The sequence below is a fragment of the Streptomyces sp. CA-243310 genome (assembly GCF_050936775.1).
Lineage (GTDB): Bacteria > Actinomycetota > Actinomycetes > Streptomycetales > Streptomycetaceae > Streptomyces.
In genome coordinates, this window is the sequence record NZ_JBNJMF010000002.1 from 796,871 (window position 1) to 818,436 (window position 21,566).

The following is a 21,566-nucleotide window of genomic DNA, read 5'->3' on the forward strand; positions in this document are numbered from 1 at the left end:
GCGCGGGAAACCGCCGGGGCTCAGAGCGCCCGGTGGGCGGCGATCAGGTCGGCGTAGTGGGCTCCGCTGGTCTTGACGGTGCGTTCCTGGGTGTCGTAGTCCACGCGGACCAGGCCGAACCGCTTGTCGTAGCCGTACGCCCATTCGAAGTTGTCGAGCAGGGACCAGGCGTAGTAGCCGGCCAGGGGCGCGCCGCGGCGGGCGGCGCGGGCGCAGGCGGCGAGGTGGGCGGTCAGGTACGCGGCGCGTTCGGGGTCGTGGACGCTGCCGTCCGGGGCGACGGTGTCCGGGTAGGAGGAGCCGTTCTCGGTGACGTGGATGCGTCGGGCGCCGTACTCCTCGGTCAGTCGCATGAGCAGCGTCTCGATGCCGCTCGCGTCGACCTCCCAGTCCATGCCGGTGCGCGGGACGCCGGGCAGGTCGATCTGGCGGGCGTGGGGGGCGGGTCCGGTCGGGTCGGCGACGACGGTCTGCGGGAAGTAGTAGTTCAGGCCGATCCAGTCGAGGGGGGCCGCGATGGCGTCGAGGTCGCCGGGGCGTTCGGGGAGGTCCACGCCGTACACCTCCCGCATGTCGGCGGGGAAGCCGCGGCCGTGGACGGGGTCGAGCCACCAGCGGTTGACGTGTCCGTCCATCCGTACGGCGGCGGCCCGGTCGGCGTCACTGTCGGTGGCCGCCTCGACGGTGGAGAGGTTGTTGACGATGCCGATCCGCGCGCCGGGGGCGGCGGCGCGGATGGCCCGGGTGGCGAGGCCGTGTCCCAGGAGGAGGTGGTAGGAGGCCCGGACGGCGGCGGTGAGGTCGGTGAGACCGGGGGCCATCTTGCCCTCCAGGTGGCCGATCCACGCCGAGCAGAGCGGCTCGTTGAGGGTGGTCCACTGGGTGACCCGATCGCCGAGGCGCTCCGCGACGACGTGCGCGTACGAGGCGAAGGCCTCGGCGGTGGAGCGCTCGGGCCAGCCGCCGCGGTCCTGGAGGGTCTGGGGCAGGTCCCAGTGGTAGAGGGTGACGGACGGGGTGATGCCGGCGGCGAGCAGACCGTCGACCAGTTGGTCGTAGAAGTCCAGGCCCTTGGCGTTGACCGGCCCGTCGCCCCCGGGCACGACGCGGGGCCAGGCCACCGAGAAGCGGTAGGCGTTGGTGCCGAGTTCCTTCATCAGGGCGATGTCGTCGCGCCAGCGGTGGTAGTGGTCGCAGGCGGTGTCGCCGTGGTGGCCGCCGTCGATGGTCCCGGGGGTGTGGGAGAACGTGTCCCAGATGGACGGGGAGCGGCCGTCGTCGGCCACCGCGCCCTCGATCTGGTAGGCGGAGGTGGCGGTGCCCCAGGCGAAGTCGCGGGGCAGCGCGCCGAGGTCGACGGCGCCGTGGACGGTGGCGTGCACGGTGTCGAGGCGGGTTTCGGAAAGGGTCATTTGACGGCTCCTGCCGTGAGTCCGGCCACCAAGTACCGCTGGAGCAGCAGGAATCCGGCGACGACGGGGATGCTGACGACGAGCGAGGCGGCCATGATCTGGTTCCAGTACACGTCGTTCTGCGTGGAGTAGCCCTGCAGTCCGACGGCCAGGGTGCGGGTGGTGTCGTTCGTCATGACCGAGGCGAAGAGGACCTCTCCCCAGGCGGTCATGAAGGCGTACACGGCGACGGCGACGATGCCGGGGACGGCCGCGGGGACCACGACCCGGAAGAGCGCCCCGAGGGGGCCGCAGCCGTCGACGGTGGCGGCCTCGTCGAGGTCGCGGGGCACCGAGTCGAAGTACCCGATGAGCATCCAGATGGAGAAGGGGAGGGAGAAGGTCAGGTAGGTGAGGATCAGCCCGCCGCGGGAGCCGTAGAGGGCGACTCCGGTGGTGTTGCCGATGTTCACGAAGATCAGGAACAGCGGGAGCAGGAAGAGGATGCCGGGGAACATCTGGGTCGACAGCACGGTGACGGTGAACAGGCGCTTGCCGCGGAAGCGGTAGCGGCTGACGGCGTACGCGGCGAAGACGGCGATGACGACGGAGCAGACGGTGGCGGCGCCGGCCACGATCAGCGAGTTCAGGAAGTACTTGGCGAGCGGGACGGTGTGCCAGATGTCGATGTACGGGCGGACGGTGAGCCCGCCGGGGATCCACCGGAAGGCGCCCGCGACGTCGGCCGGCGGCTTGAGGGAGCTGGTGATCATCACGTAGACGGGCAGTGCCACGAAGCCGGTGAGCAGGGTGAGGAAGACGGCCCGGATCACCTTGAAGGACCGGGGCGGGTCGAGCGCGGAGCGGGTGCGCGCCCGGGGGCGGTGGTCAGGCATCGGCATCCCTCCGGCCTCGGGTGGTCAGGAACAGGTACCCGGCGGTGACCAGCAGCAGGAAGAGCAACAGCAGGACGGACATGGCGGAGCCGGTGCCGAAGTTCCAGGTGACGAAACTGGACTGGTAGATGTGGATGGAGATCAGGTCGGCGGCCTCTGGGGCGGACTTCCCGAACAGCACGAACGGCGTGTTGAAGTCGTTGAAGGTCCACAGGAACAGCACGAGGACCAGTACCTGGTTGACCGCGCCGACCGAAGGCAGCGTGATCCGGCGGATCTGCTGCCAGATGCCGGCGCCGTCGAGGGCGGCGGCCTCGTACAGCTCCTTCGGGACGTTCTGTAGGGCCGCCATGACGATCAGGAAAGCGAACGGCCAGCCCTTCCACACGGAGACGATCAGCAGGGCCCAGAAGCTGTTGTCACCGAGCAGCCAGAAGGTGTGCTCGGCCCCGCCGAGCCCGAGTTGGTCGTGGATGACGTGGTTCACCAGGCCGTTGTCCCGCTGGAACATGAACGCCCAGGTGATGACCGCCGCGTAGACGGGCAGGGCGTACGGCACCAGGAACAGGGCGCGCAGGAACCCTCGGCCGCGGAAGTTCTCCTGCATGAAGACGGCGGCGGCGGTGCCGAGGAACCAGCACAGGGCCACGGAGAGCAGGGTGAACAGGCAGGTGGTGAGGAAGGAGCCCAACAGGGCCTCTCCGACCGGTCGGTTGACGTCGACGGCGAGGTCGTAGTTGTCGAAGCCCGTCCAGGGAGCCCGGGACCAGTCCCGGATGAAGAACTGGGTCAGTTCCCGGAAGCTCATCAGGATGCCCATCACCATCGGGACGAGGTGGATGAGCAGTTCGAGGAGGAGGGCGGGCAGGAGCAGGAGGTAGGGCAGGGCGGCGCGGCGCACGCGACCGGTGCCGCGCACCCGGGTCGCGGTGCGCCGCAGCCTTCCGGCGCCTTCCGTGGTCACGGAGGTCATCGGGCGGTGCTCACTTCGACATCTGCTGCTGGGCCTTGGTCAGTTTCGCCTTGACCGTCTCGGTGGTCACCGGGTTCCCCGAGGCGGCCTCGGCGAACAGTTCCTTGACGGCGGTGCCGACGGCGGTCTCGAACTGGGACTCCTCCGGTACCTGGGGCAGCGGGGCGGCGCTCGTGCCCAGGGTGTTGCGCAGCACGGTCAGGTCGTCGGTGGCGAACGCGCCGTCGGTCTGGGAGGCCTTGACCGGCGGGATGGACCCGTAGGTCTTGTTGAGGATCTTCTGCTCCTCGTCGCCGGTCATGAACTTCACGAACTTCAGCGCCCCGTCGATGTTGTCGGTGTTCTTGAAGACGGCCATGTTGATGCCGGCGACCATGGAGTTGATGTTCCTGCCGCCACCGGGGACGCCGCCCGCCGGGACGGGGACCGGGGCCACGCCCCAGTCCCCCTCCTTCATCCCGTTGGCCTTGAAGCTGGTGGCGGCGCTCTGCCACAGCACCATGGCCGTCCTGCCGTTGGCGAAGTCCTGGAGGGACTGGTTCTTGTCGTACTCGGCGTTGCCGGGCGCGATGATCTTGTCTTTGGCCATCAGGTCGACGTACTGCTTGACGGCGTCGACGTTGCCGGGGCTGTCGAAGGTGGGCTTGCCCGCGCCGTCGAAGAACTCCGCGCCGTGCTGCTTGGAGAACACGAAGGCCTGGTGGATGTTGTTCGACAGGTTGGAACCCTCGGCACCGAGCGCCCACTTGCCGTCCTTGGACAGCTTCTGGCCGATCGTGACCATCTCGTCCCAGGTGGCCGGGGGCTTCTCGACGCCGGCGTCCTTGAACATCTTCTTGTTGTAGTAGAGCGCGTACGACATCGAGTACAGGGGGACGGCCGCCGGGTCCTTGCCGGTCGCGCCGGCCGAGCCGATGGCCGAGTCGACGAAGCGGTCCCTGCCGCCGATGGCGTCGAAGTTCTTGGTGTCCCAGGGCAGCAGGGCGCCGGTGGCCTGGAGGGAGGAGGACCAGGTGTTGCCTATGTTGAGCACGTCCGGTCCCTGGCCGGAGGCGGTGGCCGCGAGGATCCGGTTGAGGAGGTCGGACCAGGGGACCACCTCCAGCTTGACCTTGATGCCGGTCTGCTGCTCGAACTTCTTCAGCTCCGGGCCGAGGGTCGCCTGGTCCGCCGCGATGTCGGGGCCCTGGTTGGAGGCCCAGTAGGTGAGCTCCTTGGGGGCGGTGTTGCCGGCGGCCCCGCCGTCCGCGGAGCCGCCGCCGCAGGCGGTGGCGGCGGCGAGGAGGGAGGCGGTGACGGCGACGGCTGCGGCGGCTCTGGTTCTGCGCATGGCGGATCTGGCCCTTTCGGGAGGGTCGGGAGGAGGCCTGCGAGTGGTGAACGGCGTATGACGGGTGGTGCGGGGGTGAGGCACCGTGCGGCGTCGTCCGTGCCGTGCGGGGCCTCGTGGTGGTGCGCACGGCGCCTTGTGGGCACCCGCTCCGTCCAGGCCTTAATTTAGGACGTGAGTTAAGCCTCGCGAAAGGGTCGCGTCAAGGGGTCGCGCAGGGGTATGTTGCGCTGGATGTCACTGCGGAAGGGGCCGGATGACCACGGGGCGTAGCGGACGAACAGTGCGGGACCTGCGGCGCGGCAACCGCAGCGTGGTACTCCGGCAGCTGTACTTCGGCGGCCCGATGAGCCGTCAGGAACTGGGCCCGGCCACGGGGCTGAGCTCCGGATCCGTCAGCAACGTCGTCGGCGAACTGGTGACCGACGGCCTGCTGGAGGAGGCCGGGATCGTCGACTCGGACGGTGGCCGCCCCCGCACCCTCCTCAGGGTCGCGCCGGGCAGCGCCCACATGATCGGCGTCGACGTCGGCGAAACCCGCGTCCGTGTCGAGCTGTTCGACCTCACGCTCACGGAACTCGCGCGCACGGAACTCCCGTTGCAGCCGCGCAGCTGCTACGACGTCGGCCCGATCGTGGACCACGTACGCACCGGGATCGCCACCGTGCTCGCCGAGGCCGGGGTCGGGACGGACCGGCTGCTGGGCGTCGGGGTGGGCGTGCCCGGGATAGTGGACCGGGACGCCCCGGGCGGAACGGTGGTGCACGGTCAGACCATCGGTTGGGACGCCGTGCCGCTGGAGGCGCTGCTGCGCGCGACCAAGGCCCTGCCCGAGGAGGTCCCGTACATCATCGACAACGGCGCCCGGACCCTCGGCCAGGCCGAGATGTGGTTCGGAGCCGGACGCGGAGCGCGCGAGGCCGTGGTCGTCCTCTTCGGCTCCGGCGTCGGCGCGAGCCTGATCACCGACGGCGCGGGCACCGCACTGGAGTGGGGCCACCTGACGGTCTCGGTGCGCGGGCGGCGCTGCCGGTGCGGGGCCCGGGGCTGCCTGGAGGCCTACACGGGCGCCGAGTCGGTGCTGGCCAGGTGGGCGGAGCGGGACGGCGGCGCCGGGGAGGCGATGGACGCGGTGGACGAGGAGGAGGCCCTGTCCGCCCTGTTGGCGGCTGCTCTCGCCGGGGACGCGGTGGCCGTGGACGTCCTGGAGGAGACGGCCGAGTACCTGGGCGCGGGCCTCTCGGACCTCGTCAACCTCTTCCGTCCCGAACGCATCCTGATCGGTGGCTGGGCGGGCCTGCTGCTGGGCCCGCACATCCTCCCGTCGGTACGGGAGCACGCGACGCGGTACTCCCTGCGACACCCCGCGGACCGCGTCACCATCGACCTGGGGTCCCTCGGCCCGGACGCGGTGACGGTGGGCGCGGCGACGCTGCCGCTGTCCGCGTTCTTCACGGCGGGCGGCCGGCGCAGGCTCCCGGAACCGCCGACCGAACAGCCGGGCTGGCAGACGGCCCTGGAAGTCCGGGGCGGACCGGCGGGCCGCCGGGGGTGAGCGGTGCCCGATCGCGGGGCCGGCCGGCACAAGGCTGACCCCGCGATCGGCCGGTGACAGGGACGAACGGGAGCGGGCGGCGCGGGCGGCGCGGGCGGCGTCAGGCCGAGTCGCGGATCACCAGTTCCCCGTCGAACAGGACGACTTCCGGCTCCGCGCGGTCCGGGGCCCGGTCCAGCAGCAGACGGACCATCTCGGCGGCCATGTCCTCCACCGGCTGCCGCACCGTCGTGAGTGTCGGCCGGGACGCGTTCGCCGCGCTGGAGTCGTCGAAGCCGATCACCGCCACGTCCTGCGGGATCCGCCGCCCGTGCTCGCGCAGCACCAGGCAGGCACCCAGCGCCATCAGGTCGTTGGCCGCGAACACCCCGTCCAGGTCCGGCTGTTCGGCCAGCAGCGTGCGCATGGCGCGCTCGCCGCCCTCCACGGTGAAGTCGGCCTCCACGACCCGGACACCGCCGGTGACCCCACCGACCGCTCCGCCGCCCGACGCCTCACGGAACCCCGCCACCCGTTCCCGGCTCGCCGCCACGTCCGCGGGTCCGCCGATCGCGGCGAGCCGGCCGCGGCCCCGCGCCCGCAGGTGCCGGGCGGCCAGCGCACCGCCCTCGCCGTGACGCAGGTCCACGCTGTCCAGCGGCAGGCCGGCCGTCGCGGGACGCGCGAAGAGCACCGCCGGCACGCCCGCTTCGGCGAGCATCGCGGGCAGCGGGTCGTCGCCGTGGGTCGAGACGAGCAGCGCGCCGTCCGCGCCGCCCCGAATCAGGTGGGTGAGCACCTCGGCCCGGTCCTGCGCCGAGTCGGCGAACAGCAGCACGGGGTGCACGCCGCGCGGACGCAGCGCCCGGACGACCCCGCCGACCACCCGCCCGAAGAAGGGGTCCTGGAACACCTGCGAGGTTTCCGCCCCGGCGCCCGAGACCACCAGCGCCACCGCGCCGGAGCGCCGCGTCACCAGCGACCTCGCGGCCCGGTTCGGCAGGTACCCGGTCGCGGCGACGGCCCGCCGGACCGCCTCGGCGATGGCCGGGTCGACGTTCCGGACGCCGTTCACCACCCGGGACACCGTCGCCCGTGACACTCCGGCCGCACGGGCCACGTCCTCCAGGGTCGGGGCCGTGCCCGTGCCCGTTCCGCTGCTCCCCCCACTGTTCATGGCCGCACTGTAGCGGCCCCCCGTCAGACGTCGAGGGCCGCCCGCAGGGGCAGGTCCCCGGCGCTGCGACCGGCGAGCAGCGTGAACCGGCCCGGCTCGGTCACCCACCCGCGAGGGTCCGGTGACCAGTACTGGAGGGCGCGCTCGGGCACCCGCACGTACGCCGTCACCCGCTCCCCCGGTTCCGCCTCCACGGCCGCCCATCCGGCGAGCCAGCGCACCGGCCGCTCCACCGCCGACTCGGCCCTGGACACGTACAGTTGGACCACTTCACGGCCGCGCCGGGTGCCGGTGTTGCGCAGGACGACGGGGATCTCGTGGCCGCCGGGGGCGGGCTCGGGGCGGCCCAGGTACTCGTACGCCCAGGTGGTGTATCCCAGTCCGTGGCCGAACCAGTACGCGGGTTCGGTGCCCGATCGCAACCAGGCCCGGTGACCGATGTGCAGGCCCTCCTCGTACGGGAGGACACCCTCGACGGGGCGCGTCTCGCGGACCGGGGCCTCGGCCAGCGTGGCGGGCCAGGTGGTGGGGAGTCGCCCGCCCGGCTCGACCCGACCGAGCAGCACGTCGGCCAGGGCGTGCCCGCCTTCCTGGCCGGGGAACCAGGTGAGGAGCACGGCGCCGGGGTCCCGCCGCCAGGGAAGCTCGACGGGCGCGCCGCAGTTCACCACGACGATCGTACGGGCGTTGGCGCGGACGATCTCGTGTACGAACTCCTCGTGGGCGGGGTTCAGCCGCAGGGTGGTGCGGTCCGTCCCCTCGCACTCGTCGCCCTCCGCGGTACCGACGACCACGACGGCGACATCGGCGGCCCGGGCCGCCGCCACGGCGTCGGCGCGGGCGCGCCGGGGGTCGGGCTCGGGTCCGGCGGCGGTCAGCACGGTGGCCCGGCCGGTGCCGGGGGCCAGGGTGCGGCGGGCCACGATCCGGGCGGGTCGGCCGGCCGTGAGGTGGACGCGGGCGGTGTGCTGGGGCGGTCGCACGTGGACGACGGCCGGGTCGTCGGTCTCGGGCGGGAACTCCGCGTCGAGCAAGGGGGTTCCGTCGGCCGTGACGCCGAGGTGCCCGAAGCCGCCGAGCCCCAGGGTCCACGGCCCGGTCGCGTCGGGGTACAGGTCCGCGGCCAGCTCGACGGTGTGCGCGCCGGGAGGCAGCTCCGGTTCCAGGACCCTGCCGGAGGGCTGGAGCGCGTGGTGCAGTACGGCTCCGTCCGCGTCGAGCACGCGCAGCCGCACCCCGGGGGCCCCGCTCTCCGGGTCCCGGGCGTGCCGGGGCCCCAGCGGGGCGGGCCCGGCGTCGGCGGCGAGTGTGGGGCCGGGCGCGTACAGCACCCGGACCCGTTCGGGCAGGGCCGCCCGCAACCCGTCCAGCGGGGTGACCACCCGGTCCGGGAACACCTCGGAGCTGCCGCCGCCCTGGACCCGGGGTTCGTCGGCGTGCGCCCCGATCACGGCGACGCTCCCCAACGCCGCGACGTCCAGGGGCAGTACCCCCCGGTTCTCCAGCAGCACGAACCCGGCGGCGGCGGCCTCCCGCACCACCGCCCGCACCCGGTCCGCGGGTTCGGGCCGATCCGACGGGTCGGGGTGGTCCGACGGATTCGGCAGGCCCTCCGGTTCGAGCCGATCCGACGGCTCGGGGTGGTCCGACGGGCCCGGTGGGCCGAGGGCTCCGACCCGGGACGCGAGGCGGACCAGGCGACGCACCTTGTCCTCCACCGCCTCCGACGGGACCCGGCCCTCGGCCATCGCCTCGACCAGTGCCCCACCCCAGGGCCCGCCGGGGCCCGGCATCACCAGGTCCTGCGCGGCCCGCGCCGCGGCGACGTTCGCGCGGACGGCGCCCCAGTCCGAGACGACCACGCCGTCGAACCCCCACTCCCCCTTGAGCGGCTCCGTGAGCAGTGGGCTTTCGCTCATGGTGGTTCCGTTGACGCTGTTGTAGGCCGACATCACCAGCCAGACCCCGGCACGCACGGCCGCCTCGAAGGGCGCCAGGTACAGCTCGCGCAGCACCCGCTCGTCGACGCGGACGTCGACGGTCAGCCGCTGTGTCTCGGAGTCGTTGGCCACGTAGTGCTTCGCGGTGGCGGCGACACCCCGGGACTGGATGCCCCGCACGAGGGCCGCCCCCGTGCGACCGGCCAACGAGGGGTCCTCGGCGAAGCACTCGAAGTGGCGTCCGGCGAGCGGGCTGCGGTGCAGGTTGAGGTTGGGCGCGAGGAGGACGTGGACCCCCTTGCGGCGCGCCTCCTCCCCGAGCAGTTCCCCGAGCAGCCGGACCCGGTCCTCGTCCCAGAGCGCGCCGAGGGCGCCGGCGCAAGGCAACAGGGCCGCGGTGGAACGCTCGTCCCAACCGGGACCGCGCACTCCGGCGGGCCCGTCGGAGAACACCAACTCACCCAGTCCGATGACCGGTTCGGCGGGTGTCCGCCATGTGTCGGCACCCGTCAGCAGGCGTACCCGCCGGTGCCGGTCGAGCGTGTCGACGAGCCGTCCCACGTCGTCGCCGTCTTCGTCGCCCATGGCGTCCCCTTCGTTCCGGCTGCCGAACGAGGCTCTCGGAGAGCGCTCTCCCAGATGATCCGGGCGCCCTGACCGGCTGTCAACGGCTCTGCGCACCGCGCCGGTCCGGAAGCCCGGGGTCACTCGTACTCGGTGCCTCCCTTGCGGGTCAGGTACGCCGGGCTGACCGCCTTCGCGATGGCCCGCCCTCCGACGACCGGGCTGTACCGCTCCACCGCCGGACGGATGACGACGCCCTCGCGCAGATGGACGGCCCGGCCGGACACGCTCTCCCGGCCGGTGGCCACCTCAAGGACGGTGTCGAGGTCGTACGGGCCCTCGTACAGCCGTGGAACCAGCGGGAGTTCGTCCGTCAGGAGGTCCGCCGGATCCAGCCAGCGCACCTGTCCGTCGATCTCGGCGGACAGGTCGAAGACCGCGTACCCGGGCGGGGCGTCGGCCGTGCGCGCGTCCGTCCCGTAGGCCAGGTCCTGTACCCCCGAGCCGTACACCTCGCCGAAGACGCCGATCCGGGTCGCGCCGAGCCGCTCGGCCAGCCGCGCCGCGGCCTGCGGGACCCGGTGGCCGCGGACGGCCCGCCAGTACAGGTTGCGCTCGTCCTCCTTCAGTGCGAGTCCCTTCGCGCCGAAGCCCTTGGAGGAGACCAGGACACGCCCCTCTCCCGCGACGTACGTCATCAGGCAGGCCGTGCCGTGGAGTTTCTCCGTCAGGACGACGGGTTCGCCGGACTCGAAGATCTGCGGGTAGCGCTGGAGGTTCTCGACGTCCACCCAGGGCAGCAGGTCGGGGGCGGACTCCACGTCGCCGCTCATCGTCGTCGGGATGGGAGGGGCCCACTTGGTGATCCCGAGGGCCTCGGCGAAGTCGGCGCCCTCCTTCGCAGCCACCTCCAGATCGAGCCCGGCGAGCGTGGCGGGCCGGCACACCAGGCCCTGAGACAGTTCACCCCGCAGCCGCACGGCCTTGACCCGGTTCGCCGCGCCGCCGGCCAGTCGTCCGGTGAGACCCAGCTCCGCGATCAACGCGTCGGGCAGGACGGCCTGTTCGGGGATGTACACGGCGAAGTCCCCGGTGCGGTAGGCACCCTTCGCGACGACGGCCCGGTAGAGGCCGACCTGGGCCAACTCCAGTGCGTCGGCGTTCGGGTGCTCGTGGACGGTCAGTTGCTCGGCGGTCACGCGCAGGGTGGACATGGCTGCCTCCTCGGGATGCGGGTCGGTGGTCGAGGATCTCGCCGAGTGAGACTGCATCGGCCCGGCGACATCCACGACCACTCTCCGCTGCGACATTCACGCTGGTCCAGCGGTTATCGCGGTGTTAGCCTGCCGCGCCGGCGAGGATCCGTCGGCACCGATCGTCCGCGGGCCGAGGGCACGGCCCGCGCACCACGCCACACAGGAGGCGCGCATGTCACTTCGTCCGGTCACCGTCGTGACGGGAGGCGGCAGGGGCATCGGCGCGGCCACCTGTGTACGGCTCGCCGCCGACGGCCACGACATCGCTCTCGGCTATGTCCGGGACGACGCTGCCGCCGATGCCACCGCGGCCCTCGTGCGGGCGACCGGGGCGCGGTGCGTGACCGTACGCGGCGACACCTCGACCGAGTGCGCCGTGGAGCGGCTCTTCGACATCGCCGGGGCCGAACTGGGCGTCGTCACCGGGCTCGTCAACAACGCGGGGGTGACGGGACCGTTGGGCCGGCTCGCCGACGCCCGGACGGAGGACCTGCGGCGCGTCGTCGAGGTGAACCTCCTCGGCCATCTGCTCTGTTGCCGCAGGGCGGCCCGGGACATGGCGGAGACCGGAGGGGCGATCGTGAACGTGTCCTCGGCGGCGGCCACCCTCGGCAGTCCCGGGGAATACGTCCACTACGCGGCGACGAAGGCCGCCACCGACGCCCTCACCCTGGGCCTGGCCAAGGAGCTGGGGCCGGACGGGATCCGGGTCAACGCCGTGGCGCCCGGCGTCATCGAGACGGACATGCACGCGACGATGGGCGACCCCGACCGGCCGACCCGGGCCGCGGCCACGATCCCCCTGGGCCGGGCCGGGCTGCCCGAGGAGGTGGCCGGGGCCATCGCCTGGCTGCTGTCCCCCGAGGCCTCGTACACGACGGGGGCCGTCCTGCGGGTGTCCGGCGGGCGCTGACCCCGCGGCAGGCCAACCCGCCGGCCGTCGTACCCGTGGGCCGTCGCACGCAAGGGATGTCGCACGCGTCGGATGTCGAACCGGGGGCCGACGGGGCTGTCGGTTCGTCGGGCCCGCCCGGATCGGCCATCGGTTCGTCGGGCCCGCCCCCGACCGCTCAGTCGAAGGCCGCCCGGGTCGCGGGGCCGTAGACGCCCCGGGGGTCGCCCGTGATGCTCCGGTCACCCTGGAGTTGGGCGACACCGCGCCGGGTCTGTTCGTCGTACATCCCGGTCGTGGACACGTACGTGAACCCCTGCCCGTGGAGCCGCTCCTGCAGGGCGCGGACCTCGGGCCCGCGATCTCCCGGCCGCAGGGTCGCGGAGGCTCCGTCTCCGGGCGCCTCGGCCGGCGGCCGGCTCGACGACGGAGCGGCGGTGGGAGTCGCCCCCCGGCCGGGCGAGGTGGAGGGCCTCTCGGCTCCCCGCCCGGCCGCACTCGACGCCGAGGCGGAGGACGACGGAACGGCGGGGCTCGCGGACGGCTCGGCGCCGCCCGCGTCGGGCCCGGCGTCCGGGCTGCGGGCCGGGAGCACCGGTACGGACAGCCCGGAGGGCGGTGCGACCCGCGGGGACTCGGGCTCGGGCCCGGCCGTCAGGTACACCAGGCCTCCCGCCACGGCGAGCCCGAGCAGGGCCAGAGCCGCCACCGGCAACCAACCCGCCCTCTCCCGCGCGACGGGCAGGGGCGCGGGCTCGACGACGGGCGGCGGCGCCGGGGCGCGCGGAACGCTCGGAGCGGGGTCCTCTCCGTACCACGCGGGTGTGTGGCCAGAAGCCGCCTCGTCGCCGGAGTGGGGACGGGGGTCGGTGGCGGGTTCGGTGCGCGGTCGGGCGTGACCCGCCGAACGGGACGCGCGCCCCGACGGGGCGACGTACGGGCGTACGAGCAGGTGGTCGTCGGGCACGGTCCCGCTCTCATCGGTGTGGTGGGACACGGTCGTCTCCCGGCAGGTGCGGAGGTCGGCACGGTGGTGCGTCGCCGGCCCCTCCCGGTCGGTCCGGCCCAGCGTCGCCGCGGCTCAGACCGTGGATCTTGATCGGGCGCACTCTTCCCCCCGGGATGCCCCAGGTCAAGCCTGATGTCCGATCCGCTCCGATCTGTCCGTCCAGGAGGGGCCGTTGGTCCCGACCCGGGGTTTCGGGACGAGGACCAGGCCCGTGGAGGTCTCGTCTCCCCCGTCGTCCGTGCCGCGGGCCCCTCCGTGACCGGGTCTGGCGTTGCGGGCCGCTTCCCCATGACGAATCGATTCGGCGAATCGATTCTGCAAGGCGAGCGTCGCCTGCCGGAGCGGCCAGGCCGCCGCCGCCCCGTCACCCGGGCGCGTGAGCGGCGTGACCCGGCCTCCCCCGGGTACGGCATGGTGGACGCATGCAGTTACGCCGGGCCGCCCTGCCCCTCTCCGTTCTCGCGCTCCTCGCGACCGCCGGCTGTGTATCCGTCGGCCCGGAGTCCCCTCTTCCGAACCCGGGGCGGGGCCCCGTACCCGCCGACGTCCCGGACGCCGCGGCCGACCGGGACGCGTCCGACACCCCGCCGGCTCCGCCGCTCTCGCACGCCCTGCCCCTGGGCCCGCTGCCGGACCGGACCGACGAACCGGTCCGGGACGCGGACACCGCCCCGGACGCGGACCCGGGCCATGAGCCGGCCCGCACGGCCCACCCACCCGCGGCGCCGTCCGCGCGACCCGCCGCCCCCCGGCGCGCGGGGCCGCCCAAGGCCGCCTCGCCGCACGTCCCGCGCCGGTCCGTGCCCCGGGCTCCGCGCGGGGACGAGCTGTGCGCGGCGGCGGAGGGTGCCGTACCGCCCTCCATCGTGGACCTCTGCGTACGCCAGTACGGCGGCTGAACGGCCCGGATCCCCGCTTTCCGCGCCCGACCGAGTCGGCCGCACGCGGCCGTGCTTGACTCTCCCCCCGTGTCAGGGCCTGCACTGGGAGGCGTCATGTTCACCATCGGAGACTTCGCCAAACACGGCCGGGTGTCGGTCCGCATGTTGCGTCACTACGACGCGCTCGGGCTGCTGCGCCCCGCACGTGTCGACCCCACGACCGGCTACCGCTTCTACGAGGCGGAGCAACTCGCCCGCCTCAACCGTGTCATCGCCCTCAAGGATCTCGGCTTCAGCCTGGAACAGGTCGGGGCGATCCTGAACGAGCGGTTGGGCGCGGACGAGCTGCGCGGCATGCTGCGGTTGCGGCAGGCCGAACTGGAGAGCGCCATGGCCGCCGCGGCGGCCCGGCTGCACCAGGTCGAGACGAGGCTCCGGACCATCGAGAGCGAGGGAACCATGCCCACCGAAGAGATCGTCGTGAAGAGTCTTCCGCCCGTCCGGCTCGCCGAACTGTCCGGCTGCGCGGCGAGCTACGCCCCGCAGGACATCGGTCCGGTCATCGGGCCTCTGTACGACGACCTGTGCCACCGGATCGAGACGGCCGGGGTGGTCCCGACCGGTCCCGGTCTCGCCTACTACGAGGCCGCTCCCGACGGCGGGACCGGATCGGTCCTGGTGCACGCGGGGCTCCCCGTCCCGGCTTCCGTGCGCGCCGAGGACCTCGGGGGCGCCGTACGGATCGTCGAACTGCCCGGTGTGGAACGCGCGGCGACCGTCGTGCACCGGGGCGCCATGGACGACGTGTTGCCGGCCGCGCAGGCGTTGGCGCACTGGATCGACGCGCACGGCCACCGCTCGGCGGGGTACGCGCGCGAACTGAACCTGGACTGCCCCGAGGACCGCGAGCAGTGGGTCACCGAACTCCAGGAGCCCCTGGCCGACTGACCCTTGGCCGGTTCCCCGCCGGCCGGGTGACCTCCGATCGGCCTTTCCCTGGCCCACCGCGCCCCGGCGGCGTACGCTCCGCCGGTGCAGCGCGTACTCGTCGTCGGCATCAGCGGAGCCGGCAAGTCCACCCTGGCCCGGGCGTTGGGTCGGCGCCTCGGGCTGCCGTACCACGAAGTGGACGCGCTCCATTTCGGCGGACCGGGGTGGGCGGTCAGCGAGACGTACACGGCCGACATGGAGCGGATCGCCGCGACCGGGCTGTGGGTGCTCGACTCCTCCGGTCCGGCCGCGGTCCGGGACCTGCTCTGGGCGCGCGCCGACACGGTGGTCTGGCTGGACCACCGGCGGTCCGTGGTGATGCGGAGGGTGCTGACGCGGTCGTTGCGCCGCAGTCTTTCGCGGGAACGGCTGTTCAACGGGAATCGGGAGGCCTGGCGGGAGTGGTTGCGCGCCGACCATCCCGTGTGGTGGGCCTGGTCCCGGTACGCCGACCGGCGGGCCGAGATCGGCGGCCGGGCCGCCGACCCCCGCTTCGCCCCGCTGCGCGTGGTCCACCTGCGCACGCCCGCGGACGCCGACGCCTGGCTCCGGACGCGACGGGCCGACTAGCGCGTCTCGGTGGCGATCGATCAGCCTCGGTCGGGAAGCCGTCGTCCACAGGCCCGCGCGCAACGCCGGGCCGTGTGGGCCGTGCCGTGGCGGGCTGACCGCAATCGGCTCATCGCGCCGTGCCCGCGGCGGCTCCACTCGGCGCGGGGCAGACCCGCGCGCCGGCCGCCGCCCGCGATCAGGGCGTTGACCGGGATGTGCGGGTCGGCTGCCATCGCCTTGGCGAACAGCACCCCGACCACGAGCGGTACGAGCGCCACGGCCAGTGCCGAGCCGGCGGTGGTCACGTGCCGCATGCGCGGGTGGGGCGCGCTCTGCGCGGCCTGTGAAGTCATGTCCCCATTCGACCAGCGGGAGCGCGCCGGGGAATCGGGGCGGATACTCAGGCCGTCGGGCACGAGGTACTCAGACGGGGTGGTGTGTGGTGACGGAAGGACCGGGCGGGCAGGGCTTCGAGCCCGCAACCGGCGACGAGACCCGGGCGGAGTCGGCGGCCGGCGGCCCCGGGGAGTCGGCATGCGTCGACCGGGGCGGCGAGTTGCGCACGGCGTACGAGGGGATGCTGCAGATCCGCCGGTTGGTGAACGGTTCGGGCGACGCGTCGGTTCCCGCGCCGTGGGAGGTGCGCAGCATGCCGCGCGCGGTGGCCCTGGCCCTGGAGGCGGCGGGCATCGCGGCGTCGGCGGTGGACGAGCGGGGGCGGCGGATCCGCACGGGCTACCGGGTGGCGGCCGGCGCCGAGCCGGGGCGGGTGGAGGTCACCTGGCCGGGCCCGGCCGGGGGCGGGGCGGCGGAGGAGGAGCAGGAGCGGCTGACGGCGTGCGCGGCGGTGCTGGAGGCGCTCGGGTGGGTGTGCCTGCTGTACCGGGGGCCTCGCCGGCGCCGCTTCCTGGAGGTGGAACCACCGCGCCGGACCTGACGGAGTGGTTCGGTACCGGTCGGTTCGGGCCGGAGCGGTCCCGGTCGGTTCGGACCGGAGCGGAGCGGGACGGGGCGGGACGGGGCGCAGCGGGACGGGGCGCAGCGGGACGGGGCGCAGCGGCGGGCCGCCGGTCGGTACGCCGGCGCGGGGTCACCCGTACATGTCCGCCAGCGTGGCGGCCGTCTCGGCGAGGGACCGGCGCAGTTCGGGCGGGCCGAGGACCTCGACCTCGGCCCCGAGGCCCAGCAGGTCGCCGACCGCGACGGAGGTGGTCTCGACGGTCAGGTCCACCCGGATCCAGCCGTCCGCGTCGGCCTCGGCTCCCGCCGCCTCGGCGGCGGCGAGGGCCCTCGTCCCCGCCGCCCCGAACCGCATGGGCAACAGTGTCCGGCCCCGCGGCGAGACGCACAGCCGGGCGGTCCGCGGGTTCAGCGCGGCCTGGAGGCGGCCGGAGGACTCGGCCCAGTGCGCGGCGAGCACGAAGTCGTCGGGCCGCTCGAAGGTGTCGGCGAGGACGTCCACGGCGAGGAAGCGACCCACGCGGTAGGTCCGCAGGGCTTCACCGGACCGTGCGACGAGGTACCAGATGCCTCCCTTGAGGACGAGGCCGAGCGGATGCAGTTCGCGCCGCACCGGGCCGGCAGGTCGGCGGTAGTGGGCGTGCACGACGTTCTGGTCCCACACCGCACCGGCGATGCGGCCGAGGTGCGGGACGGGGTCCGCGTCGCGGAACCAGGCCGGGGCGTCGAGGTGGAAGCGGGCCCTGATCCGCTCGGCGCGGGCGGCGAGTTCGGCGGGCAGTGCGGCTCGCAGTTTGAGCTGCGCGGCGGCCAGGTCGGCGCCGAGGCCCAGCTCCTCGGCGGGGCCCGGGGCGCCGGCCAGGAAGAGCGAGCCGGCCTGGGCGTCGGTGAGTCCGGTCAGCCGGGTGCGGTAGCCGTCCATCAGCCGGTATCCCCCGGTGGGCCCCCGGTCGGCGTGCACGGGCACTCCGCAGGCGCCGAGGGCCTCGACGTCCCGGTAGACGGTGCGGACCGAGACCTCCAGTTCCGCGGCGAGTTCGGGCGCGGTCATCCGGCCGCGGTTCTGGAGCAGGAGCAACAGTGACAGCAGGCGATCGGCGCGCATGGCCCCATTGTCGCGTCATACCTGACAGAGGGTGTCAGGTATGACGTCGATGCTGCTCACACGTCGGGCGGAGGTCCTGCCCGACCGCAGCCAGCAGGGAGCACCGCATGCCCACGTCCACGACCGGCACCTTCACCTTCTCCGACTGGAAGGAACTCCCGATCGGCCCGGCCGACGCGACGCCGCGCCTGGCCCACGCCACCGTCACCAACGCCTTCTCGGGTGGGGTCGAGGCCGCGGCGACGACCTGCGACTACACGGTGGCGTACGCGTCGCCGACCACGGGGGGCTTCGCCGGCATGGAGCTGGTGGCGGGCCGGGTGGACGGGCGCGCGGGCACGTTCGTGCTGGAGGAGCGTGGCACCTTCGACGCCGACGGCACCACGCGCTGCGCGTTCTCGGTGGTCCCGGGCAGCGCCACGGGGGAGTTGGCGGGCCTCTCGGGGTCGGGTTCCTTCACCGCCCGCCACGGCGAGCCCTCCGTCGCGTACGCGTTCACGTACGACCTGGGCTAGGCCCTGTCGGCCCGGGGCCGCCGCGCGAAGGGGCGCGGACCGTTCGGTCCGCGCCCCTCCTCGGGTCCGCTACCGGGTCACGGGGCGCCGAAGGTCAGCGTCAGACGCGGTGTCCCCTCGTTGGCGGCGGCCTCCGAGGACCACAGCCACAGCGCGTCCGTGCCCGCGCTCGTCAGGGCCAGGCCGTAGGAGCCGCCCAGGGCTCCCGCGACGGTGTCCGGGTCCAGTCCGGTGCTGTGCACCGCCGAGCCGTCCGGGATGCCCGCGAAGCTGCCGAGCGCCGGGGTGCCGAGGGCGGGGCGGTTGGTGTACGTGGTCCCGCCCTCGGTCCAGGCGCCGGTGATCGGGACCACCGAGACGGTGTCGGTGGTGCCGGCTCCGCTCATCGTGCTGGTCTTGACTCCGAGCGTGGCCGACTTCAGCACCGTGCCGGCGGGGGCGGCGGGCAGGTTGAAGCGCAGGTAGCTCGCGTACAGGGCGGTGCCGCGCACGGCGAGGGAGCCCGAGGTGCCGTAGTTGGTCCCCGGGGCGCCCGCGTTGGCGTAGGTGTCCTCGGTCGCCGTGACCTCGACGACGGAGTCGGCGGGCGCGGAGGCGAGGGTGTGGTGGTTCTGTACCTGCGCCGCGCCGAGCACGGTCGGGTAGACGGCGCTCTCGTCGAGTTGACCGGCCCAGAAGTCGCTCGTGGGGCGGTCCGGCCAGCCGTTGAGGTTGTCCGCGCCGACGTGCCAGAAGCCGGTGTAGTTCTCGTGGGTGGTGACGTTGAGGGTCCCCTTCTGGACGCCGTCCACGTACAGGGTCATGCCGCCGGGGCCCTGGGTGGCGACGACGTGGTGCCACTGGTTGTCGTTGTAGCTGCCCGGGGTCGTGATGGTGCGGGTGGCCCCGGTGTAGACGCCGTACACGAGCCGGCCGTCATTGGTCATGTAGATGTGCTTGTCGTACTGACTGCTGTTGCGGTCCTGGTTGTTCCCGAAGCCGAGGAGCTTGCCGCCGCGGGTGGTGTTCGTCTTGAACCAGGTCTCGATCGAGTAGCTGCCGCCGATGCTCTGCCGCTTGTCGCCGTAGACCTGTTGGTTGGTCCCGTTGAATCCGATGGCCGTGCTCGCGCCGGTGACCGCGCCGGGCGTCTGGCGCAGGGCGGGGCCGTTCAGGTGGATGCCGCTCTGGTTCCCGCCGTCGGAGGAGTCCGCGACGAACGGCGCGGCCGATTCGTCGTAGCGCCAGTACTGCTGGGCGCCGTCGGTACGGACGGCGTTCGGGTACGCGTCGACGGACGTCGGCACCGTCACGGTCGAGGTCCCGGACAGGGCGCTGGTGTTGCCCGCGGCGTCCGTCGCCGTCACCCGATAGGTGTACGACTGGCCGGGCGAGGCCGTGGTGTCCGTCCAGGAGGCCTGCGGGCGCCGGAAGAACAGCGAGTCCGCGGTGACCGTGCCGATCGGAGTGGCGGCGCCGTTTCGGTAGATCTTGTAGGTCAGGGCGCTGTCGTCGAGGTCGAGGCTGGTGCGCCAGCGCACCTGGACCTCGCCCGGCTTGAAACTGACGGCGCTCGCGACGGGGACGGTGGGCGCCCCGGTGTCCCCGGTGGAGGAGAACCGCGTCAGGCTCTGCTGCGCGGACCCGTTGACGGTGGTGAACTCACCGCCGACCCACAGGTACTGGGAACCGCCCTTCGAGCCGATGGTCATCACCCGCGGGCCGATGCCCTCGCCGATGCCGTCGTTGGTGTCGGGGGCCCAGCCCAACTTGCCCACGCTCGCGGTCGGCTGGGCGAGGAGGTGGTGGCGCTGGCCGTCGGGGAACTCTCCGACGCTGGAGCAGTCGTGCGCGTGCGAGGCGCTGTACAGGACGCTCTGGTAGGGCAGTACGGCCTGGGTGGCGCCGAGGCAGGTGTCGCGCCACCGCTGGTTCAGGTCGCTCAGGTCGAGGGCGATGCGGCCGTCGAAGACGCCGCCGCCCGTGCCCTCGTTGGCGGTGTAGAAGCCGGTGGCGTCGGTGGCGATGTCCTTGACGACCGAGTTGTTCTCGATGAAGCCCGGGTAGGACCTGGTGAGCGCGCCGGTCGTGGCGTCGACGACGGCGAGGGCGTGGCTGTTCGTGCCGTTGACGGTGAAGAAGTCCCCGCCGAGGAGCACGCTCTCCCCGTCGGGGGTCACCTCGACGGCGCGTCCCGGATCGTCCGCGTTCGCGGTGAAGGGGCGCAGTGCGCCGTCGGCCGTGGCCACGGCGGCGAACCGTTGGCGCGGCTGTCCCGCGACGGTGAGGAAGTCGCCGCCCGCGTAGACGGTGTCGCCGGTGACGGCGAGGGCGCGCACGGTGGCGGCGAAGGCCGGACGGAAGGAGGTCTTGACCGTGCAGGTGGCCACGTCGATGGCGGCGACGCTGGAGACCGGTGTGCCGTTGACGGCTCCGAAGTAGCCGCCCGCGTAGAGGGTCTTCTTGTCCGGGGAGAGGGTGAGCGCGCGGACGGTCGCGGTGCCGCCGCCGACGGTGAAGTCCAGCTCACAGGAGGTCGGGGCGCCGGTCGCGGCGTCGAGCGCCACGAAGTTCACCGCCGACTGCTCGCTGCCGCCGCCGCCCGAGGGGGGACGTACGGTCGAGAAGGTGCCGCCGACGAAGACCTGACCGCCGGTCTCGGCGAGGGCCCAGACGACGCCGTTGGGCTGCCAGGTCGACAGCGCGTCGGCGGTGAAGGCCACGGGCGGGGTGACGGCCGCTGCCTGTGGGACGAGGCCGAGGCCGATGGCGGTGCCGGTGCCGGCCAGGGACAGGGCGAGAGCAATCGCCGTACCTCTGGATCTACGCATGAACCCCCCAGTTCGGTGTGCGGTGTGGCCGAAAACAGCTGTCGAGCCATCCTCGGCCGGGCGTATGGGCGCACCCTAGGGCGATTCACCGGGCCGGTCATCACACTTGACTTATTTGATGCCACATTGGCCCGAGGAGACCGCGGATCGCGGCCGGCCGGATTCGACGACCCCACGGAGTCCGGGTGCGGGCCGTAGGCCCGCCCTGCGACCGTCCCCGCAGGTCGCGGGGGTGGGTTCGGCGGGCTCACCGCTCCTCCCCGCCACACCTCGGACGGAGCCGTCCGCCGACTCGGAGCCGAGGCCGTACGGCACCATGGGCGCATGAACAGACGTACGGGCAAGCGCCTTTCCCGGCAGTTGGTCGAGGCCGCCGGATACGGCTCGACGGCTCGGGTGGAGGCGCTGATCGGCGCGGGGGCCGACCCTGACGGCAGGGACGCGGACGGCACCACCGCCCTGTACGTCGCCTCGGTCCAGGGGAACCCGGGCAGCGTCCGGGCGCTGCTCGATCACGGCGCCGACCCGAACGCGCACAGCGGTGGCCCCACGGACGGCACTCCCCTGTGCGCGGCGGCGTGCTGGGGGCATGTGGAGACGGTGCGCGCACTGCTCGCCGGCGGCGCCCGTCCGGGGCTGCGCGAGGACGACGGAGAGGGGCTCTCCCCACTGGAGTGGGCGGTGCGCGAGGAACACGAGGACGTCGCCCGTCTGCTGCGGGAGGCGTTGTCGACGGCGGTGGACGGCACCTGATCGACACGGGCGGCCCCTCGCCGGAGCGCCGCGGGCCA

At 73.4% G+C, this 21,566-nt stretch carries 19 protein-coding genes; 8 read left to right on the forward strand and 11 right to left on the reverse strand.

Annotated elements, in window-relative coordinates; genetic code table 11:
* Positions 1-20: 20 nt before the first annotated feature.
* Genes ACQEVM_RS21105 through ACQEVM_RS21120 form a run of 4 tightly spaced genes read right to left on the reverse strand, consistent with a single transcriptional unit; the run spans position 21 to position 4,590 of the window.
* On the reverse strand, positions 21-1,412 hold the full coding sequence (locus ACQEVM_RS21105; protein ID WP_433081306.1) for a GH1 family beta-glucosidase: 1,392 nt from the start codon (positions 1,410-1,412) through the stop codon (positions 21-23).
* Complete coding sequence (locus ACQEVM_RS21110) at positions 1,409-2,293, reverse strand: carbohydrate ABC transporter permease (RefSeq protein WP_433081308.1); 885 nt, start codon at positions 2,291-2,293, stop codon at positions 1,409-1,411. Before ACQEVM_RS21110 ends, ACQEVM_RS21105 begins: the two co-directional genes overlap by 4 nt.
* Complete coding sequence (locus tag ACQEVM_RS21115; RefSeq protein ID WP_433081310.1) at positions 2,280-3,260, reverse strand: carbohydrate ABC transporter permease; 981 nt, start codon at positions 3,258-3,260, stop codon at positions 2,280-2,282. The genes ACQEVM_RS21110 and ACQEVM_RS21115 overlap by 14 nt, the downstream gene beginning before the upstream one ends.
* A 10-nt stretch (positions 3,261-3,270) precedes the next feature.
* Complete coding sequence (locus ACQEVM_RS21120; RefSeq protein WP_433081312.1) at positions 3,271-4,590, reverse strand: ABC transporter substrate-binding protein; 1,320 nt, start codon at positions 4,588-4,590, stop codon at positions 3,271-3,273.
* A 256-nt stretch (positions 4,591-4,846) separates the two neighbouring features.
* On the opposite strand from ACQEVM_RS21120, the gene ACQEVM_RS21125 reads away from it, so the two are divergent.
* The gene (locus ACQEVM_RS21125) at positions 4,847-6,145 is read left to right on the forward strand and encodes an ROK family transcriptional regulator (RefSeq protein WP_433081314.1); all 1,299 of its coding nucleotides are present in this window, start codon (positions 4,847-4,849) and stop codon (positions 6,143-6,145) included.
* Positions 6,146-6,245: 100 nt separating this feature from the next.
* On the opposite strand, the gene ACQEVM_RS21130 is transcribed toward ACQEVM_RS21125, so the two are convergent.
* From ACQEVM_RS21130 to ACQEVM_RS21140, 3 genes are all read right to left on the reverse strand, one after another.
* Positions 6,246-7,301 (reverse strand): LacI family DNA-binding transcriptional regulator, encoded by a 1,056-nt coding sequence (locus ACQEVM_RS21130; protein ID WP_433081316.1) that lies wholly within the window; start codon positions 7,299-7,301, stop codon positions 6,246-6,248.
* 23 nt (positions 7,302-7,324) lie between these two features.
* On the reverse strand, positions 7,325-9,826 hold the full coding sequence (locus ACQEVM_RS21135; RefSeq protein WP_433081318.1) for a glycoside hydrolase family 3 C-terminal domain-containing protein: 2,502 nt from the start codon (positions 9,824-9,826) through the stop codon (positions 7,325-7,327).
* 119 nt (positions 9,827-9,945) lie between these two features.
* Positions 9,946-11,019 carry an RNA ligase (ATP) gene (locus tag ACQEVM_RS21140; protein WP_433081320.1) on the reverse strand — a complete coding sequence of 358 codons (1,074 nt, stop codon included), beginning with the start codon at positions 11,017-11,019 and terminating at the stop codon, positions 9,946-9,948.
* Positions 11,020-11,233: 214 nt separating this feature from the next.
* Here ACQEVM_RS21140 and ACQEVM_RS21145 point away from each other — a divergent pair, with 214 nt between their 5' ends.
* A complete protein-coding gene (locus tag ACQEVM_RS21145) occupies positions 11,234-11,974 on the forward strand; it encodes an SDR family oxidoreductase (protein ID WP_433081322.1) in 741 nt (246 codons plus the stop codon).
* A gap of 157 nt (positions 11,975-12,131) precedes the next feature.
* On the opposite strand, the gene ACQEVM_RS21150 is transcribed toward ACQEVM_RS21145, so the two are convergent.
* Entirely contained in the window at positions 12,132-12,950 is an 819-nt protein-coding gene (locus ACQEVM_RS21150; RefSeq protein ID WP_433081324.1) for a peptidoglycan-binding domain-containing protein, read from the reverse strand.
* A gap of 434 nt (positions 12,951-13,384) precedes the next feature.
* Between ACQEVM_RS21150 and ACQEVM_RS21155 the strand changes: the two genes are divergently transcribed.
* The 3 genes from ACQEVM_RS21155 to ACQEVM_RS21165 all read left to right on the forward strand — a co-directional run bounded on the left by ACQEVM_RS21155 (position 13,385) and on the right by ACQEVM_RS21165 (position 15,403).
* A complete protein-coding gene (locus ACQEVM_RS21155) occupies positions 13,385-13,861 on the forward strand; it encodes a hypothetical protein (protein ID WP_433081326.1) in 477 nt (158 codons plus the stop codon).
* 96 nt (positions 13,862-13,957) lie between these two features.
* Positions 13,958-14,791, forward strand: a complete 834-nt coding sequence (locus ACQEVM_RS21160) for a MerR family transcriptional regulator (RefSeq protein ID WP_433081328.1) — start codon at positions 13,958-13,960, stop codon at positions 14,789-14,791.
* An 84-nt stretch (positions 14,792-14,875) separates the two neighbouring features.
* A complete protein-coding gene (locus ACQEVM_RS21165; protein ID WP_433081330.1) occupies positions 14,876-15,403 on the forward strand; it encodes an AAA family ATPase in 528 nt (175 codons plus the stop codon).
* Between the two features lie 20 nt (positions 15,404-15,423).
* Here the strand turns inward: ACQEVM_RS21165 and ACQEVM_RS21170 are convergent, their stop codons facing one another.
* Positions 15,424-15,738 carry a hypothetical protein gene (locus ACQEVM_RS21170; RefSeq protein WP_433081332.1) on the reverse strand — a complete coding sequence of 105 codons (315 nt, stop codon included), beginning with the start codon at positions 15,736-15,738 and terminating at the stop codon, positions 15,424-15,426.
* 89 nt (positions 15,739-15,827) lie between these two features.
* Between ACQEVM_RS21170 and ACQEVM_RS21175 the strand changes: the two genes are divergently transcribed.
* Positions 15,828-16,322 (forward strand): hypothetical protein, encoded by a 495-nt coding sequence (locus ACQEVM_RS21175; protein WP_433081334.1) that lies wholly within the window; start codon positions 15,828-15,830, stop codon positions 16,320-16,322.
* A 153-nt stretch (positions 16,323-16,475) separates the two neighbouring features.
* Here the strand turns inward: ACQEVM_RS21175 and ACQEVM_RS21180 are convergent, their stop codons facing one another.
* The gene (locus tag ACQEVM_RS21180) at positions 16,476-17,450 is read right to left on the reverse strand and encodes a helix-turn-helix transcriptional regulator (RefSeq protein ID WP_433081336.1); all 975 of its coding nucleotides are present in this window, start codon (positions 17,448-17,450) and stop codon (positions 16,476-16,478) included.
* A 107-nt stretch (positions 17,451-17,557) separates the two neighbouring features.
* On the opposite strand from ACQEVM_RS21180, the gene ACQEVM_RS21185 reads away from it, so the two are divergent.
* The gene (locus tag ACQEVM_RS21185) at positions 17,558-17,965 is read left to right on the forward strand and encodes a DUF3224 domain-containing protein (protein WP_433081338.1); all 408 of its coding nucleotides are present in this window, start codon (positions 17,558-17,560) and stop codon (positions 17,963-17,965) included.
* A gap of 77 nt (positions 17,966-18,042) precedes the next feature.
* Here the strand turns inward: ACQEVM_RS21185 and ACQEVM_RS21190 are convergent, their stop codons facing one another.
* The gene (locus ACQEVM_RS21190; protein ID WP_433081340.1) at positions 18,043-20,775 is read right to left on the reverse strand and encodes a DNRLRE domain-containing protein; all 2,733 of its coding nucleotides are present in this window, start codon (positions 20,773-20,775) and stop codon (positions 18,043-18,045) included.
* Between the two features lie 324 nt (positions 20,776-21,099).
* Between ACQEVM_RS21190 and ACQEVM_RS21195 the strand changes: the two genes are divergently transcribed.
* Positions 21,100-21,528 carry an ankyrin repeat domain-containing protein gene (locus tag ACQEVM_RS21195; protein ID WP_433081342.1) on the forward strand — a complete coding sequence of 143 codons (429 nt, stop codon included), beginning with the start codon at positions 21,100-21,102 and terminating at the stop codon, positions 21,526-21,528.
* Positions 21,529-21,566: the final 38 nt, after the last annotated feature.

Coding starts and splice junctions, on each gene's coding strand:
- ACQEVM_RS21105 (WP_433081306.1), bottom strand. CDS start 1,412: ATGACCCTTTCCGAAACCCGCCTCGACACCGTGCACGCCACCGTCCAC.
- ACQEVM_RS21110 (WP_433081308.1), bottom strand. CDS start 2,293: ATGCCGATGCCTGACCACCGCCCCCGGGCGCGCACCCGCTCCGCGCTC.
- ACQEVM_RS21115 (WP_433081310.1), bottom strand. CDS start 3,260: ATGACCTCCGTGACCACGGAAGGCGCCGGAAGGCTGCGGCGCACCGCG.
- ACQEVM_RS21120 (WP_433081312.1), bottom strand. CDS start 4,590: ATGCGCAGAACCAGAGCCGCCGCAGCCGTCGCCGTCACCGCCTCCCTC.
- ACQEVM_RS21125 (WP_433081314.1), top strand. CDS start 4,847: ATGACCACGGGGCGTAGCGGACGAACAGTGCGGGACCTGCGGCGCGGC.
- ACQEVM_RS21130 (WP_433081316.1), bottom strand. CDS start 7,301: ATGAACAGTGGGGGGAGCAGCGGAACGGGCACGGGCACGGCCCCGACC.
- ACQEVM_RS21135 (WP_433081318.1), bottom strand. CDS start 9,826: ATGGGCGACGAAGACGGCGACGACGTGGGACGGCTCGTCGACACGCTC.
- ACQEVM_RS21140 (WP_433081320.1), bottom strand. CDS start 11,019: ATGTCCACCCTGCGCGTGACCGCCGAGCAACTGACCGTCCACGAGCAC.
- ACQEVM_RS21145 (WP_433081322.1), top strand. CDS start 11,234: ATGTCACTTCGTCCGGTCACCGTCGTGACGGGAGGCGGCAGGGGCATC.
- ACQEVM_RS21155 (WP_433081326.1), top strand. CDS start 13,385: ATGCAGTTACGCCGGGCCGCCCTGCCCCTCTCCGTTCTCGCGCTCCTC.
- ACQEVM_RS21160 (WP_433081328.1), top strand. CDS start 13,958: ATGTTCACCATCGGAGACTTCGCCAAACACGGCCGGGTGTCGGTCCGC.
- ACQEVM_RS21170 (WP_433081332.1), bottom strand. CDS start 15,738: ATGACTTCACAGGCCGCGCAGAGCGCGCCCCACCCGCGCATGCGGCAC.
- ACQEVM_RS21180 (WP_433081336.1), bottom strand. CDS start 17,450: ATGCGCGCCGATCGCCTGCTGTCACTGTTGCTCCTGCTCCAGAACCGC.
- ACQEVM_RS21185 (WP_433081338.1), top strand. CDS start 17,558: ATGCCCACGTCCACGACCGGCACCTTCACCTTCTCCGACTGGAAGGAA.
- ACQEVM_RS21190 (WP_433081340.1), bottom strand. CDS start 20,775: ATGCGTAGATCCAGAGGTACGGCGATTGCTCTCGCCCTGTCCCTGGCC.
- ACQEVM_RS21195 (WP_433081342.1), top strand. CDS start 21,100: ATGAACAGACGTACGGGCAAGCGCCTTTCCCGGCAGTTGGTCGAGGCC.